This window comes from Halalkalibacter oceani (assembly GCF_040544555.1).
Classification (GTDB): Bacteria; Bacillota; Bacilli; order Bacillales; family Bacillaceae_D; genus Halalkalibacter; species Halalkalibacter oceani.
In genome coordinates, this window is the sequence record NZ_JBEPKD010000003.1 from 206,591 (window position 1) to 221,589 (window position 14,999).

The 14,999-nt window shown below is 45.4% G+C and carries 13 protein-coding genes; 3 read left to right on the plus strand and 10 right to left on the minus strand.

Features of this window, described 5'->3' with window-relative positions; translation table 11 throughout:
• Positions 1-7: 7 nt before the first annotated feature.
• Both ABMB67_RS06160 and ABMB67_RS06165 read right to left on the minus strand, forming a co-directional pair.
• Positions 8-430, minus strand: a complete 423-nt coding sequence (locus tag ABMB67_RS06160; protein ID WP_251221909.1) for a YlbD family protein — start codon at positions 428-430, stop codon at positions 8-10.
• Between the two features lie 204 nt (positions 431-634).
• On the minus strand, positions 635-1,708 hold the full coding sequence (locus ABMB67_RS06165; protein WP_354571401.1) for a CAP domain-containing protein: 1,074 nt from the start codon (positions 1,706-1,708) through the stop codon (positions 635-637).
• 282 nt (positions 1,709-1,990) lie between these two features.
• On the opposite strand from ABMB67_RS06165, the gene ABMB67_RS06170 reads away from it, so the two are divergent.
• Positions 1,991-2,347, plus strand: coding sequence for a YugN family protein (locus ABMB67_RS06170; RefSeq protein ID WP_251221907.1), 357 nt, complete (start codon positions 1,991-1,993; stop codon positions 2,345-2,347).
• A 58-nt stretch (positions 2,348-2,405) separates the two neighbouring features.
• Here the strand turns inward: ABMB67_RS06170 and ABMB67_RS06175 are convergent, their stop codons facing one another.
• Positions 2,406-2,861, minus strand: coding sequence for a TcaA NTF2-like domain-containing protein (locus ABMB67_RS06175; protein ID WP_251221906.1), 456 nt, complete (start codon positions 2,859-2,861; stop codon positions 2,406-2,408).
• Positions 2,862-3,055: 194 nt separating this feature from the next.
• Here ABMB67_RS06175 and ytvI point away from each other — a divergent pair, with 194 nt between their 5' ends.
• Positions 3,056-4,114 (plus strand): sporulation integral membrane protein YtvI, encoded by a 1,059-nt coding sequence (gene ytvI / locus ABMB67_RS06180; protein WP_354571402.1) that lies wholly within the window; start codon positions 3,056-3,058, stop codon positions 4,112-4,114.
• Positions 4,115-4,260: 146 nt separating this feature from the next.
• On the opposite strand, the gene ABMB67_RS06185 is transcribed toward ytvI, so the two are convergent.
• The 6 genes from ABMB67_RS06185 to cyoE all read right to left on the minus strand — a co-directional run bounded on the left by ABMB67_RS06185 (position 4,261) and on the right by cyoE (position 9,865).
• Entirely contained in the window at positions 4,261-4,809 is a 549-nt protein-coding gene (locus tag ABMB67_RS06185; protein ID WP_251221904.1) for a DUF420 domain-containing protein, read from the minus strand.
• Between the two features lie 137 nt (positions 4,810-4,946).
• Complete coding sequence (locus tag ABMB67_RS06190; RefSeq protein WP_251192024.1) at positions 4,947-5,291, minus strand: cytochrome C oxidase subunit IV family protein; 345 nt, start codon at positions 5,289-5,291, stop codon at positions 4,947-4,949.
• 4 nt (positions 5,292-5,295) lie between these two features.
• The gene (locus ABMB67_RS06195) at positions 5,296-5,913 is read right to left on the minus strand and encodes a cytochrome (ubi)quinol oxidase subunit III (RefSeq protein ID WP_251221903.1); all 618 of its coding nucleotides are present in this window, start codon (positions 5,911-5,913) and stop codon (positions 5,296-5,298) included.
• A gap of 3 nt (positions 5,914-5,916) precedes the next feature.
• Positions 5,917-7,788, minus strand: coding sequence for a cytochrome c oxidase subunit I (gene ctaD / locus ABMB67_RS06200; RefSeq protein ID WP_251221902.1), 1,872 nt, complete (start codon positions 7,786-7,788; stop codon positions 5,917-5,919).
• Positions 7,789-7,819: 31 nt separating this feature from the next.
• Positions 7,820-8,857, minus strand: coding sequence for a cytochrome c oxidase subunit II (coxB, locus tag ABMB67_RS06205; RefSeq protein ID WP_251221901.1), 1,038 nt, complete (start codon positions 8,855-8,857; stop codon positions 7,820-7,822).
• Between the two features lie 75 nt (positions 8,858-8,932).
• A complete protein-coding gene (gene cyoE, locus ABMB67_RS06210; RefSeq protein ID WP_285890134.1) occupies positions 8,933-9,865 on the minus strand; it encodes a heme o synthase in 933 nt (310 codons plus the stop codon).
• Positions 9,866-10,217: 352 nt separating this feature from the next.
• Between cyoE and ABMB67_RS06215 the strand changes: the two genes are divergently transcribed.
• On the plus strand, positions 10,218-11,117 hold the full coding sequence (locus ABMB67_RS06215) for a COX15/CtaA family protein (protein ID WP_251221900.1): 900 nt from the start codon (positions 10,218-10,220) through the stop codon (positions 11,115-11,117).
• Positions 11,118-11,428: 311 nt separating this feature from the next.
• Here ABMB67_RS06215 and pyc read toward each other — a convergent pair whose 3' ends face one another.
• Complete coding sequence (gene pyc / locus ABMB67_RS06220; protein WP_354571403.1) at positions 11,429-14,884, minus strand: pyruvate carboxylase; 3,456 nt, start codon at positions 14,882-14,884, stop codon at positions 11,429-11,431.
• Between the last annotated feature and the right edge of the window lie 115 nt (positions 14,885-14,999).

Consider the following 14,999-nt stretch of genomic DNA (forward strand, 5'->3'; position numbering starts at 1 on the left):
CTCCTTCTTAATCCCGGCGAAATGAAAATGGATGATCCTGCGGTTTCTGGGAAGGCTGATTCGATGGACGCTGGAACGTCTGAATGACATTTTGGACATTTGCCAGCACCGAGCTGAACTGAGCTAAATGATTTTGCAAGTCTTGGACGTTCATCCGCCGAATCAGTCCCATCACTTGACCAAGCGTATCAGAAGCCGTTGAATTGGAATTCGAGGCCGTTTCCTCTTCAACCGGTTCCTGTGCGGCCTCGGCTTTCACTGAACGATAGGTTTGCCATTGCTCATGCTCCGGTCCCAATATGGACCATTCTTCATAAATTGTTTGAAGCGAACGGCGGTTGGCTTTCACTTCAGCGATTAACGCCGGATGCTGTTTCATAAACTCTTTAAATTGCTGAACAGAAGGGTGTAATTCCTGATTTTTCTCCATTAAATTCACCTTCTTTTTCCTGTCATACTATAGCTTACAAATGAGCCTAGTCCTTGGTTCGCCCATTTTTTAAATTTTTTTCGCACGCGGGAAGATGAAAAAGGCAGTTCAGAAAAAAGCGTCCTGGCCCACGGCAATGGCTTCTCGCTCATTGCTTAGAGAGGCTGGGAAAAAGGTCAAAAAACAACCCTTTGTCCCAGCCTCTTATAATTCAAACGGGGTCATGAAGTTTTGGGTGTAGTAATCCTGATAGACGCCGACGCCGAGGTGGGTGAATTCTTCGTGGAGCAGTGTCGCCCGGTGTCCTTCGCTGTTCAGCCAGCCTTCGACGGCGGCTATTCCGTCTACATACTTCGCTGCTATATTCTCTCCAACCGCTCTAAAGGGAATCCCTCCATTTTCGAAACGGTCGCCTAGCTCGCCGTAAGTGGGAGATGTATGGGAAAAGTAATTTCCCTGATTCATATCCTTGCTGTGCAAATAAGCGACGTTCGCCACCTCGGCATCCCATTCCACTGGAGCGAGCCCGTGCTGGTGCCGGATCAAGTTTGTCAGATCAAAAATTTGTCTCGCCTCGCCTTCTTCAATCTCCGCCCATTGTTGGGCCGTCAGCTCAGGAGCGTCAGGTAAATCTCCACGATAGGTAACCGAATAAGGGCGCTGCAAAAGCAGAACTTCTTCCGTCAGGAGCCGGACACTTGATAGCTCTCCGGTAAATGTATCAAAATAAAGCTGAAGCCATTGATCTTCCAGTTGAATGAGCGGACGCATCTGCAAATCTTCGTCCGACAGCTGAAAACGAAAGCTCCAGTTCACATCGACTTCTTTAGCAAACGAGAGACTTTCGTTTATTTCAGCGTACGACTCCCCCCTGTCGAGAAAGCCTAAATCCCCCAGAAGATCACCAGCAATAAAGGCCGTCACTACTTGCGCATCGTCAATCCCAACCTGCATGTAGGACAACTCGGATAAAGGATAAATCCACCAATCATAGCCATAGGCGGAAGGATCTATTCGCGCGGGCTCACCATACTGCTGTCTTACTTCCTCCTCCCGCATTCCGATCAGGCCAATCGCATCTATGCTCGGGCTGTGATTTTCCTCTGCTGCTAAAAGCTCTTCTCTATCTCCAGTTTGCTCTTCAGGCTCCTCAACAACCTCTGTCACCCTTGAAGGAGAGCTAAACCATTCCTTGATTTGCTGTGCAAACATCGTCTCAAAAGCGATCAGAAAAACAAATAAACAGATGCCGATTCCAATAACAAAACCCTTTTTCAAATCAACCCTCTCCTTTTTGCTGCGGCTACTTCTACCTCTTATCTATTTCGAAGTCTTTTACCTGACTCCTTTCACTAACAATGTAACCTTCTGTCTTTCTCACGATGACGGTGTCGAATCACCCGTCAACCGCTTCGTGAAGACCGATTCTCACCCGAATGCTCTACCCTTTTCTTCCACATTTCAATCTCCATAAAACATTCACCATTCAAACGTTGCAACCGAAGCTTTTTCATACTATCATAAGTAGAGTACATATAATGAATTGGAGGCGTATTCGTAGTGAAATTCGAGCATATAGGACTTGCAGATAAAGAATTTAAATTTGAAACTGTCCGCCACGCTGCAGAATCAATCGGTCTTGTGCACGCAGGACAGTGGGATTATGAGCGTGTCATGTTTGATTACAAAATTGTAAATCAGGATGACATCTATTACTTGCGTTTGCCGGCATATGCCATTAAAGGTGATATTCCGCACGATGATACGATTATCAAGCTGATGACACCTATTCTTGGCAAACACTATTATCCACATGGTGTGGAATATGAAGGAGAAACCTTCCCTCATCCAATTATTGACAAATGCAACAAGAAGCTTGAGCTGTTAAAGAAAATGCTTGAAGAAAACGAGAAATAAGAAAAAGGCTGTCCCGCGAATCATGGGTCAGCCTTTTTAAACAGGACGCGGGAAAAGCTTACCGTCTTTCCCTGATCGTGACAATGCGCAGGCCATCATCCCCACCGCGAACCATCTCGTACCGGACGTTTCTCTCAATCGTTTCGTCTTCAGTCCGGTGTATGATGACTTTTTCATAAACATCAGCATGAATTTCGTCAATTTCATCGACATACACTTTATCAATACGGAAGTTTTCTAACGTTTTTGTAACCTGTTCACTATGCAGTTCTTCAACATAGCGGCGCAGCGAATGGTAATAGCTGTTATTCGTAATTAAGAATGGCTCCATCTGATTGAAGTCACCTGTATTTACAGCATCTACCATAGATTTCTTATATGCTTCGGCAAAAGCCGCCACCTCTGCGGTCAGCTCGTCATCCGCTTCAATCAATTGCTCCGGCTCGGTGGAAAAACAGGCCGTGCATATAATGGATAGGAACATAAAAAGCGACAGTACAATGAACTTTTTCACGATAAAACCCCTTGTTTTGTTTATCTCTGATTCTTCAGTCTTGCTGATTATAGCATACATCCCGAGCTTTGGTCCGCCGGAGTGAAGAAAGTAATGTGAACACGGTAAAAATTTAAAACGGTTGTCACTGTTAAATGTTTCTGCTTCATACTATAATAAAGATAGCTTGTATTGTGTATGAGAGGAGTCCCAAATTGGCAGCACTACTGACAAAACGAACATTTCTAATATTGCTTACAATCATCATCTTAGTTGTATTAGCCTACTTTATTTTACCAGTCTCTCTACCGCTGATTACAGCCTTTGTGACCGCTCTGATTTTGTCACCTGCAGTTTATATGCTGCAAAAGCGGGCTAAATTGAAACGGAATATAGCCGTAATGATTATCTTCACCCTGTTTGTTTGTTTTATCGGATTATCAGGCTACTACTTAACGACGCAGGTTGTGACGCAAGGCACCGCCATTGTTGAAAACCTGCCGCAATATATTAATGATCTAAATCGCGCCTGGCTAAACATGCAACGCAATTTAGAAAACGAATACGAAAACTTACCTCCTGAAATCGTTGAGGAAATTAATATTCAGGTTACGAGAGCATTAAATGAAATGCGGGCGACGATCAGTGACCGTAATTTAATCAATGATATCGCTTCGGTCATTTCCAGCATTCCGGGATATCTTGTTACGTTCCTTGTTTATTTAATCGCCTTGTTTCTGTTTATGCTCGAGCTGCCAAGCTTAAAAGTAAAACTGTTTGCTTACCTTTCCGACAAAACGAAAGAGAAGGTCAATTTTATGACCTCCCGTCTACGTTATGTCGTATGGGGCTTCATAAAAGCACAGTTCCTTGTCAGTATTATTATCTTTATCGTATCGCTGCTCGGTCTTTTGCTCATTGCACCCGAAGTTGCGCTATTGATGGCGTTCATCATTTGGATTGTTGATTTCATCCCGCTCATCGGTTCCATTGTCATCTTAGCCCCATGGGCCATTTTTCAATTAGTGGCTGGCAATATCGCGATCGGTACACAATTGCTCATTCTTGCCGCGATCCTGCTTATCATCCGGCGGACAGTAGAACCAAAAGTAATGGGTCAGCAGATTGGCCTTTCCCCGCTGGCAACCTTAATTGCGATGTACCTCGGTCTGATGCTGTTCGGGGTCATGGGCTTTATCATCGGCCCACTGATTGTGATTGCCTTTACATCTGCGAAAGAAGCCGGGATTATCAAAATGAACTTTAAAGTATAAGAAAGGGCTGGGCAAAAGGAAAAAACAACCTTTTTGCCCAGCCTCTTTCATTTACACCGAACTCAGCTACCTCCAATGGGTGATGCACTGCTTTGAAGCTTGAGACAAAAAGGGAAAAAGCTCCCCTTTAACTATCAATCTCAAGCTCAATAATACGGGGAGATCATCAAGTAGACGACAACTCCTGTCAGGCTGACATAGAGCCAAATCGGCATCGTCCAGCGCGCGATTTTGCGGTGGCGTTCATTTTCCAGATTCCATGCCCTGGCGACCGCTGTTAAAGCAAGCGGTACAATAACGGCAGCAAGGACGATATGGGTAATCAAAATAAAGTAATACAGCCCCGCCATGAAGCCTGTCCCTCCATATGGAGTGGAAGGCGAGAGGAAATGATACGTTACATACGTAACGAGAAACAATGTCGTCGTAACAAAAGCGGCATAAATAAAGCGCCGGTGGACGGTGACATTTCTTTTTAAAATCGCTGCAAGAGCCGCTACTAAAAATAAGAAAGTAAAGCTGTTAAAGATCGCATTCATCATCGGCAAAATCGTGACATCGAACGCAGTGAAATTTTCGTATCCAGGCAGTCCGGACAGAATAACGACCAATCCGTTCACAAGAATGGTAATAATAATAATAGCCGGTTTATAATTGCGTTTTTTATGGGGACGGTCGATTGCCGTTTCCTTCATATGAATCACTCCTTTTCTCTTTCTTTCATATTATACATGACCGGCAGCCGTTGCTAAAATTAAAGCATTTACAATCTTATGAACATGACAGAGGGCATCCTCAAAGCGTTCGCTTTCGGATGCCCTCTAAAATCAGCTTAATATTTCACAACACCAAGAAGTAACATTAGCGCAGCAATTGTCGGCATCGTAACAAAGATTCCAGATACCATAAATGCTGTCGCCCAACCGTGATCCTTATCTTTCAGATGCATGAAGAACAGCAACTGAAGCGCAAGCTGGATTACAGCTAAAATCAAGATGAACGGCACGGCAAATGTTCTTGGAATAATATCAGCACTCACCGCTAAAAAAGCAATAATCGTCAAAAAGATCATTAACGCAAACACAATAATTTGCCGACGAATCTCTTTGTTCGTTTTACGCTTTTCTTCTTCTGTCATTGCACTTTTCTCAAATGGTTGACTTAAGTTATCTGCCATACGATCAACCTCCTACTCCCATAAGATAAACGACAGTGAAGATGAATACCCACACTACGTCGATAAAGTGCCAATATAACGAGGCAACATAAAATTTAGGAGCATTTGTTAACGTAATTCCGCTCTTATTATAGCGAATGAGAAGCGTCATAATCCAGAACAATCCAAAGGTTACGTGAGCTCCATGCAGACCAACCAATGTGAAAAACGATGAAGAAAACGCACTTGTTGTATAACCGAATCCATGATGGACATACTCATAGAACTCAAAAATTTCGAATCCTAGGAAGCCAAGTCCCAGAAGGACTGTAATCCACATCCAGATTTTGAAAGTGCCGAATTTGTTTTTCTTCATGGCAAACATTGCCAGCACACTCGTCAAACTACTTGTTAAAAGAAGCATTGTCATAATAAAGACTAATGGGAGCTGGAACATCTCCTGAGAAGATGGACCATCAGCAATCCCATTTCTTAGCCCTAAGTACGTTCCAAAGAACGTTGCAAACAGAATTGTTTCACCACCAAGGAAGAACCAGAAACCGAGAAACTTGTTTTTCCCTTCCAATGTCGCTCTCTCAGGATGCGAAGGAAGCCCTTTTGAAGTGTCAACTGCACCCGCCATTTCTTAGTTCCCTCCTTTCGACTGCAAATCAGCTTTAATCGTTTCCACAGGAATATGATAGCCGTGGTCTTCTTTGACTGAACGAATAAACATACAACCGAATGTAATCGCCAAACCGCCAACCGCTACAATCCAAGGACTAATAAGCGGATTTTCCATGTTTAGCATGATAAAGCCAAAACCAGCAAAGTAAAGACCAACTGCCATAATTAACGGTAAAATCGAGCCGTTCGGCATATGAATCTCACCAAGCGGTTCAGCCGGCTTCATTGTCCCGTCACCATGCACCTTTTCGTAGAAAAGTGGATCCAAAGAACGAATCTGTGGAGTTTGTGCAAAGTTATACTCAGGTACCGGAGTTGGAATTGACCATTCAAGCGTACGAGCATCCCAAGGGTCAGCAACTGTGACGCGCTCTCCTTTGTACGCAGAGTAAATGATGTTAATTACCAGGATAATGACCGCTGTTGACATGAAGAATGTCCCGATCGTACTGATAAAGTTAAAAGCATCAAGCCCTTGGTCGCCAAGATACGTGTATACACGACGCGGCATACCCATTAGTCCTAGCAAATGCTGGATAAAGAATGTTAAATGGAAGCCAATATAGAAAATCCAGAAAAACAGCTTACCAAGCGTTTCGTTCAACTTATGACCGAACATTTTCGGATACCAGTAAAATAATCCGGCAAATAAGGAAAGAACGATACCACCAACGATAATGTAGTGGAAGTGGGCAACAACAAAGTATGTGTCATGATACAGGTAGTCGACCGGCGCCATCGCAAGCATAACCCCTGTTACCCCACCAAGTACGAATGTCGGTACGAAAGAAGAAGCAAACAGCATCGCTGTATTAAATGTAATCTTCCCGCCCCACATCGTGAAAAGCCAGTTAAAGATCTTAATACCGGTCGGAACGGCGATTGTCATCGTCGCCACCGCAAAAATGGAGTTTGCAACAGGTCCCATACCCACTGTAAACATGTGGTGAGCCCAAACCATGAAGCCTAGGAAGGCGATGATCATTGTCGCAAATACCATAGCTGTATAACCGAACAAACGCTTTCTTGAGAAGGCCGGAATAACTTCTGAAATAATACCGAAGGCCGGCAATACAAGAATATATACCTCAGGGTGACCAAAAATCCAGAAAATATGCTGCCAGATTACAGCGTTACCACCCATGCTCGGTATGAAGAACTGCCCATCAAAGAGACGGTCAAGCATTAGAAGAGCAAGACCAGCAGCAAGTGGTGTGAAAGCAAATAAAATCAATGTTGATGTAACAAACGATGTCCAGACAAACAATGGTAAACGCATCATTGTCATACCAGGAGCCCGCATGTTCACAATCGTTACTAGAAAGTTAATCGCTGATACAAGCGTACCAATACCCGCTACTTGAAGACCGAGCACGTAAAAATCCAGTCCAAGCCCGGCATAATCACGGCTTGATAACGGAACATACGCTGTCCAACCAGCATCCGGACCGCCGCCAAAGAACCAGCTTGTGCTAAGCAAAAGTCCACCGGCCATGAAAATCCAGAAGCCAAGGGCGTTTACAAATGGAAACGCCACATCCCGCGCTCCGATTTGGAGGGGAATCACAAAGTTCATAAACCCGAATAACAAAGGTGTAGCCGCTAAAAAGAGCATGATCGTACCATGCATCGTAATGAATTCGTTAAATGTTTGCCCACTTAAGAAATCCATTTGAGGATACATGAGCTGGATCCGCATAAAAAGCGCCATTACACCAGCTTTAACAAAGAAAAGCGCCCCGGCGATCAAGTACATTATACCGAGTTTTTTATGGTCAACCGTTGTTAACCAATCCCAGACGACGCTTTTTTCCTGTTTATGTGTAGCCAAAGGGTTAACCTCCTCTTTTATCGATTTGTCTTTATTGTTCATTCACAGATAGCGAACGAAGGTAAGCAATAAGTGCTTCCATTTCTTCGTCACTAATTTGCGGGAAAGAAGGCATGTTATTACCTTGCTTCAATGACGCCGGATCACGAATCCACGCAGCAAGATGCTCATCATCATTTTCAAGATAACCCGCAATAACTTCACGATCACCAAAGTTTGTCAAAGCCGGACCGGCAGCAGTACCTGTTCCGCCAACAGCGTGACAGCCAATACAGCCTAAGCCGTCAGCGCCGAAAAGCTCGCGACCTTGCTGAGCAAGGGCATCCGTCGGCTCTTCAACTTCAGCCTGCATGTTTGCAACCCATTGATCATACTCAGGGCGCTCAAGAGCGATGACTTTGAAGTCCATCAAGGCATGAGCAGGACCACAAAGCTCGGCACACTTCCCTTTATAAGTGCCTGGCTCATCTGCTTCTAACCATAGATGATTCGTAATACCAGGAATCGTATCAACCTTACCACCTAATGCCGGAACCCAGAAGGAGTGCATAACATCTTGTGCATGCAATTCAAATAGCACCTTCTCACCGACAGGTATGTACACTTCCTGACCAGCAGTAAATCCTTCATCCTCATAATCAAACTGCCACCAGAACTGGTGACCTGTAACTTTAATTTCGACAGTATTCTCCCCTACTTCAGGATCCGGTTCGTCATCTGCCATCATAAACGTTCCCGTAATTGTTGGAACAGCAAGAATGATTAACAAGATAATCGGAATAACTGTCCAAGTGATTTCAAGTGCCGTATTCCCGTGTACTTGTTTAGGAAGCTCATCGTCACCAGGTTTACGACGATACTTTGCAAGGATAATGAAAAAGATTGCAAATACGACAATTGAGACAAATGCCATAACATACAAAGATAAAAGCATTTTGTCAAAAATCCATTGTGACTGCGGCCCCTTTGGATCGAGGGCAGTTAAGTTTGTTTCTCCCAGACAGCCAGTTAGCAAAAAGACTAACAACGAGAGAGGTAGAAAACGCCATACGGTTTTCCTTAGTTTCATCTGACAATCCAACCTCACTTTCATAACGTAGCTCATCACTACAAATAGTTATATCTATAATCATCGTTCCCTCACTTAAAAAAGGTGAACAATGACCATGAGAACAAATAGAATCGTTAAATAGTTTAATGAGTAGACAAACATCAGTCTGGCCCATTTTATATCATCCTTCATCTTAAAGCCGGCAATTCCAAGAACTAACCAGCCAAGCCCAAGCACCGCAGCCACGATTGTGTAAACAGTGCCAAAAGGATAGAGCATAAGAGAGACAGGCAGCAATGCCGCTACATAGACAACTATTTGACGCTTTGTCATCGCAAACCCGGCAACAACTGGAAGCATCGGAATTCCGGCAGCCCGGTACTCTTCGACGCGCTTCATTGCCAGTGCGAGAAAATGCGGCGGCTGCCAGAAAAACATAATAAAAAATAACAGCCATGCATAAGAATGAAGGCTTCCATCGATCGCCGCCCAGCCAATAAGTGGCGGAACAGCACCTGAGAAACTACCTACAATAGTATTAAGGGTTGTCGTGCGCTTTGTCCACATCGTATATAAAACGACGTAAATAAAAAGCCCGATCAGACCAATGACAGCAGCAGTCGGTGTCGTCAAAGCAAGGAAAACAAGCCCAAGAGCCGCCTGCAATAACCCAACCATTAAAACATGATTGGCTGAAAACCGTCCAGTTACTGTCGGACGTTCTTTCGTTCGTTCCATAATATGGTCAATATCACGATCAATATAGTTATTTAATGTACAGCCTCCTGCCATTACAAGCGCTGCACCTAACAAACCAAAAACCATGGCATCCAAATGTGCTCCGATTCCACTGCTTGTATACACAGCTGCTAAATAAATACCGGCAAATGTCGTAAGTAAGTTGGAAGTTACGATTCCTTGCTTGGCAAGTACTAAATAATCTTTCCACGACCTTTGCTGCGTAGTGGCAACCGTTGACTCTGACATCACGTCCGTTGCTTCAAAAGCAGTATTGGTCTTATTCATCAAATCTTCACCCCCTTTGTAGAATTAACCTTCTTTAATACTCTTCTACAAAAAATAAATTAGGCGAATGTTAGCTCCCCTAATATCTGTCACAATCACATTATATATCAAATTCTACTCCGTTTCATTAAAATCCTGAGTTTCACATTATCTTCACATTTGCTGTAAACGCCATAAAAATTTCACTCAGGCTAAATTGACTTTTATGTCCGATATTCTATAAGATCAATTTGAGCGATCTAATGCCCTTGCCTACTCTAGCATAATTTTCACCAATTTTATAGAGGGTATTCAAAAAGGTTTATTTTCCTTTTTAGGCTTACATTTCGAAATAGAAAGAAAGGTGGAGTGAATGCATAGAAAATTAAAGATTTATGGCATTCTGACCTCAATTGGTATTCTTATCGTCCTCCTTCAGGGAGCGCTTGTTACAAAAACGGGATCCGGTGAAGGATGTGGAGCAACCTGGCCGCTCTGCTTCGGCGAAGTGATCCCGACAAGTCCGGCAATCGAAACGATTATCGAATACAGTCATCGGATCGTTTCCGGCCTGGTTGGCGCGATGATTATCGTCCTTGCCATCTGGTCGTGGAAGCAGCTGAAGCATGTCAAGGAAGCGCGGCTGATGGCCATTCTATCCGTCATCTTAATTATTTTCCAAGGTTTGCTCGGAGCCGGCGCGGTCGTATTCGGTCAATCCAACACGATTCTCGCCCTTCATTTCGGTATCTCAGCGATGTCACTCGCATCCGTTGTGCTTTTAACCATTCTTTCCTTTGAAGATGGAAAGGATCGGCCAGTGACCGTGCACGTAACTAAACGATTTAAAGCCTTTTTCTTTATTGTCATTACATACTGCTATGCTGTTATTTATACAGGAGCGTATGTAAAGCATACCGAAGCTACCCTATCCTGTGCCGGCTTTCCCCTTTGTAACGGACAGCTGTTCCCGGGATTAACCGGTCCTGTCGGCGCTCATTTCATCCACCGTATTGCGGGTATTCTTCTTTTAATCCTTTTATTCGTGATGATGGTCTGGGTGCTGCGTCATTACAAAACGCAGCGGCTGCTTGTCTGGATCAGTGTGATCTGCTTCCTGCTTGTTACAGCGCAGCTCATTAGCGGAGTATCCGTCGTCTTTACACAAAATCAGATTTTGACAATCGGCTTGATGCACGCTCTTATTATCTCAACATTATTTTCCGCCCTTTGCTACCTTGCAATGATTTTACTTCGCAAGCGGGCGTATTGACCAGTTCCATGAGGATATCCGCCGGCCTGAAAGCCGAGGATATCCTTTTGTCATTCATACCCATTATTGTTTATTCTTATACAGCTGCGAAAATCGCCTGAGCATAAGAAAAACGCATAGCGTCCTTTTTTCGAATCAACCCGAAAATTTTATCCTTTGTTATCTTTTCAAAAACGCTGCGGCGCCTTTGTTGCCGGTTCCTTCATGGAAACATAACGGATGAATCCAGTAAAAAAGCCAGAGACAAAAGGTAAAAAACAACCTTTTGCCTCCGGCTTGAAGCAAAGCGCGGAGCCTGCCCCGCTCTCCTCTTATTGGACAGGAGTGACTTCAATCAGCAAATCTCCTGTTAAAATCGGTTCCCCGCTTTCCACATAAACATTTTCGACGACCCCATCAAACTGGGCCTGAACGGTCGTTTCCATCTTCATCGCTTCGGTGATCATCAGGTGATCGCCTTTTTTAACCTTGTCTCCTTTTTCAACGAGCGTTTTCACAACCGTTCCCGGCATCGAAGCGCCGATTTGATTTGGATTGCTCTGGTCGACTTTCGGACGGGCAATTGTTTTTGTTTCAACATTGAGATCCTTGATCACCACTTCCCGCGGCTGACCGTTCAGCTCAAAGTAGACAATCCGCGTGCCATCATCCTTCGGCTTAGAAATCGAAACGAGCTTCACAATTAGCGTTTTCCCTTGTTCAATTTCCACTTCAATTTCTTCCCCTAATCGCAGTCCGTAAAAGAAAGTCGGTGTATCCAAAACAGAAACATCGCCAAACTGCTGACGGAACTGTTCAAAGTCGAGAAATACTTTAGGATACAGCGCATAAGACAGCAGATCATGGCTTGTCACCTGACGGCCGAGCTTCTCAAACAGCTCTTTCTGGATCTGTTCAAAATCAACTGGCGGCATTGATTCCCCTGGCCGGCCTTCAAGTTGTTTGCGTCCTTTTAAGATAATGTCCTGAAGCTTTTTCGGAAAGCCTTGATATGGCTTGCCGAGCTGGCCCTGAAACAGTTCGACGACGGAATCCGGAAAGTCGAGCTTCTCTCCTTTTTCATACACATCCTGCTCCGTCAACTCATTTTGCACCATGTACAACGCCATATCGCCGACCACTTTCGACGACGGTGTAACTTTAACGATATCACCGAACATGTCATTAACCGTGCGGTACATTTTCTTTACTTCATTCCAGCGCGAACCGAGACCGACCGCTTTCGCCTGCTGCTGGAGGTTGCTGTATTGCCCGCCCGGCATTTCATGCTCGTACACCTCCGTATGCGGCGCATTCATTCCGCTTTCAAAGCCGGCATAAAAGGAGCGCGTTCCTTCCCAAAATTCAGCAAGCTGCTCGAGCGCGTCAATATTGACATCAGGCTGGCGCTTCGTCCCGCTGAGCGCATAATACAAACTGTTCGCGCTCGGCTGCGACGTTAGGCCGGCCATCGAGCTGACCGCCACATCAACGATGTCCACCCCGGCTTCGATCGCTTTCGCATACATGTACACGCCATTTCCGCTCGTATCATGAGTATGCAGATGAACCGGAATATCCACCGCCGATTTCAGCTCCGTAATGAGCTGATAGGCGGCTTCCGGCTTTAACAACCCGGCCATATCCTTGATCCCGAGAATATGAGCCCCGGCCTGCTCCAATTCCTTCGCCAAGTTCCGGTAGTATGCCAAATCGTATTTCGGCCGGGCCGAATCGAGAATATCTCCCGTATAGCAGATCGCGGCCTCCGCCAGCTTCCCACTGTTCCCGACGGAATCAATTGCCAGCCTCATCCCTTCGACCCAGTTTAAGCTGTCGAAAATGCGGAACACATCAATGCCCGCCGCGGCTGACTTCTCGACAAACTCTTCGATGACATTGTCAGGATAATTCGTGTAACCGACCGCGTTTGAAGCGCGCAGCAGCATTTGGAACAATAAGTTCGGAACCTGCTTTCGCAGCGTCAGCAGCCGCTCCCACGGATCTTCATGAAGGAATCTCATCGTCACATCGAACGTCGCCCCGCCCCACATTTCCAGCGAAAACAGATTCGGCAGCATCCGCGCTGTCGGCTCAGCGATTTGTTTTAAATCATGGGTCCTGATTCTCGTCGCAAGCAGGGATTGATGAGCGTCGCGGAACGTCGTATCCGTCAGCAGGACATTGCTTTGCTCCTTGACCCATTTCGCCAGTCCTTCGGCGCCGCGCTCATCAAGCAGCTGCTTTGTCCCGGCCGGAATCGGTTCCGTATATTTGAGCTTTGGCACTACTGCCTTTGTCAGCACAGGCTTTTTCACTTTTTCGAGACCCGGGTAGCCATTGACGATCGTCTCGCCGATAAAGGACAGCATCTTCGTCCCGCGGTCTTTCCGCTTCGGAAAAACAAACAGCTCAGGCGTCGTATCAATAAAGGATGTGTTGTATTCACCCGAGAGAAAATTGCGGTGTGTGACGACATTTTCCAAAAAGGCAATATTCGTTTTAATGCCGCGGATTCTAAATTCCTTCAGATTTCTCACCATTTTCGCCGCGGCGCTTTCAAAGGTCGGCGCCCACGTCGAAACTTTAACGAGCAGTGAATCATAATAAGGCGTAATCACAGCTCCCTGAAAGCCGTTGCCGGCATCAAGACGCACGCCAAACCCGCCGCCGGAGCGGTACGCATTAATCCGCCCTGTATCCGGGAGGAAGCCGTTGGCCGGATCCTCCGTCGTCACCCTTGATTGGATCGCGTAGCCGTGGCAGATGATGTCATTTTGCTGCGGAATGCCGAGGCGCGAGCCATGGAGAGGCTCGCCGTCAGCGATAAAAAGCTGCGACTGAACGATATCGATGCCCGTGATCATTTCAGTGATCGTATGTTCCACCTGAACGCGCGGATTGACTTCAATAAAATAAAACTCTCCGCTGTCGGTCACGAGAAACTCAACCGTTCCGGCATTCACATATTGGACGTTTTTCATTAATTTTACAGCGGCTTCGCAAATATTTTCCCGCACCTCGTCAGACAGCGAGACACTTGGCGCTACTTCTACTACTTTTTGATGGCGGCGCTGCACCGAGCAATCTCGCTCATATAAATGAACGATTTCGCCATGCTTATCGGCGAGAATCTGCACTTCAATATGCTTTGGATTTTCGATGAACTTCTCGACATACACTTCGTCATTGCCGAAAGCGGATTTCGCTTCGGACTTGGCCCGTTCGTACGATTCCTGCAAATCAGCAGCCGACTTGACGATTCTCATTCCTCTGCCGCCCCCGCCAAGCGAGGCTTTAATAATAAAAGGATAGCCATATTGATCGGCGAATGCCTGAACATCGGCGATGCTGTTTACCGGTCCGTCACTTCCCGGGATGACGGGCAGCTCAGCCTTGATCGCCTGCTGACGCGCTTGAACCTTATCGCCAAACATCACGAGATGCTCTAATTCCGGCCCAATGAAAATAATCCCTTCTTCTTCGCAGCGTTTTGCAAATTCAATATTTTCAGATAAAAAACCATAGCCTGGATGAATCGCATCCACTTCCTGCAGCTTGGCAATTTCAATGATTCCCTCAATATCGAGATAGGCGTCGATCGGCTTTTTGCCTTCACCGACCAAATAAGCTTCATCTGCCTTATAACGGTGAAAAGCTCCTGTATCCTCTTTAGAGTAAATCGCCACCGTACGAATATGTAATTCCGTACACGCGCGGAAAATCCGAATCGCAATTTCTCCCCGGTTTGCTACGAGCACTTTCTTAATCGTCGTTAAACCCTCCATAAAGGCCTCCTCTTCTACTCTCTTTTGTCTACTCTGATTGTACAATTGTTTTCTCAATAACTCAAGTAACAGCACTCTTTCCTATGGTATGTCTGTACTTCGAGCTTCTTCTTAG

What these genes read in the sequence shown, in the direction of transcription:
- ABMB67_RS06160 (WP_251221909.1), bottom strand. Translation starts at nt 430, where the DNA reads ATGGAGAAAAATCAGGAATTACACCCTTCTGTTCAGCAATTTAAAGAG.
- ABMB67_RS06185 (WP_251221904.1), bottom strand. Translation starts at nt 4,809, where the DNA reads ATGAAGGAAACGGCAATCGACCGTCCCCATAAAAAACGCAATTATAAA.
- ABMB67_RS06190 (WP_251192024.1), bottom strand. Translation starts at nt 5,291, where the DNA reads ATGGCAGATAACTTAAGTCAACCATTTGAGAAAAGTGCAATGACAGAA.
- ABMB67_RS06195 (WP_251221903.1), bottom strand. Translation starts at nt 5,913, where the DNA reads ATGGCGGGTGCAGTTGACACTTCAAAAGGGCTTCCTTCGCATCCTGAG.
- coxB (WP_251221901.1), bottom strand. Translation starts at nt 8,857, where the DNA reads ATGAAACTAAGGAAAACCGTATGGCGTTTTCTACCTCTCTCGTTGTTA.
- cyoE (WP_285890134.1), bottom strand. Translation starts at nt 9,865, where the DNA reads ATGAATAAGACCAATACTGCTTTTGAAGCAACGGACGTGATGTCAGAG.
- ABMB67_RS06215 (WP_251221900.1), top strand. Translation starts at nt 10,218, where the DNA reads ATGCATAGAAAATTAAAGATTTATGGCATTCTGACCTCAATTGGTATT.
- pyc (WP_354571403.1), bottom strand. Translation starts at nt 14,884, where the DNA reads ATGGAGGGTTTAACGACGATTAAGAAAGTGCTCGTAGCAAACCGGGGA.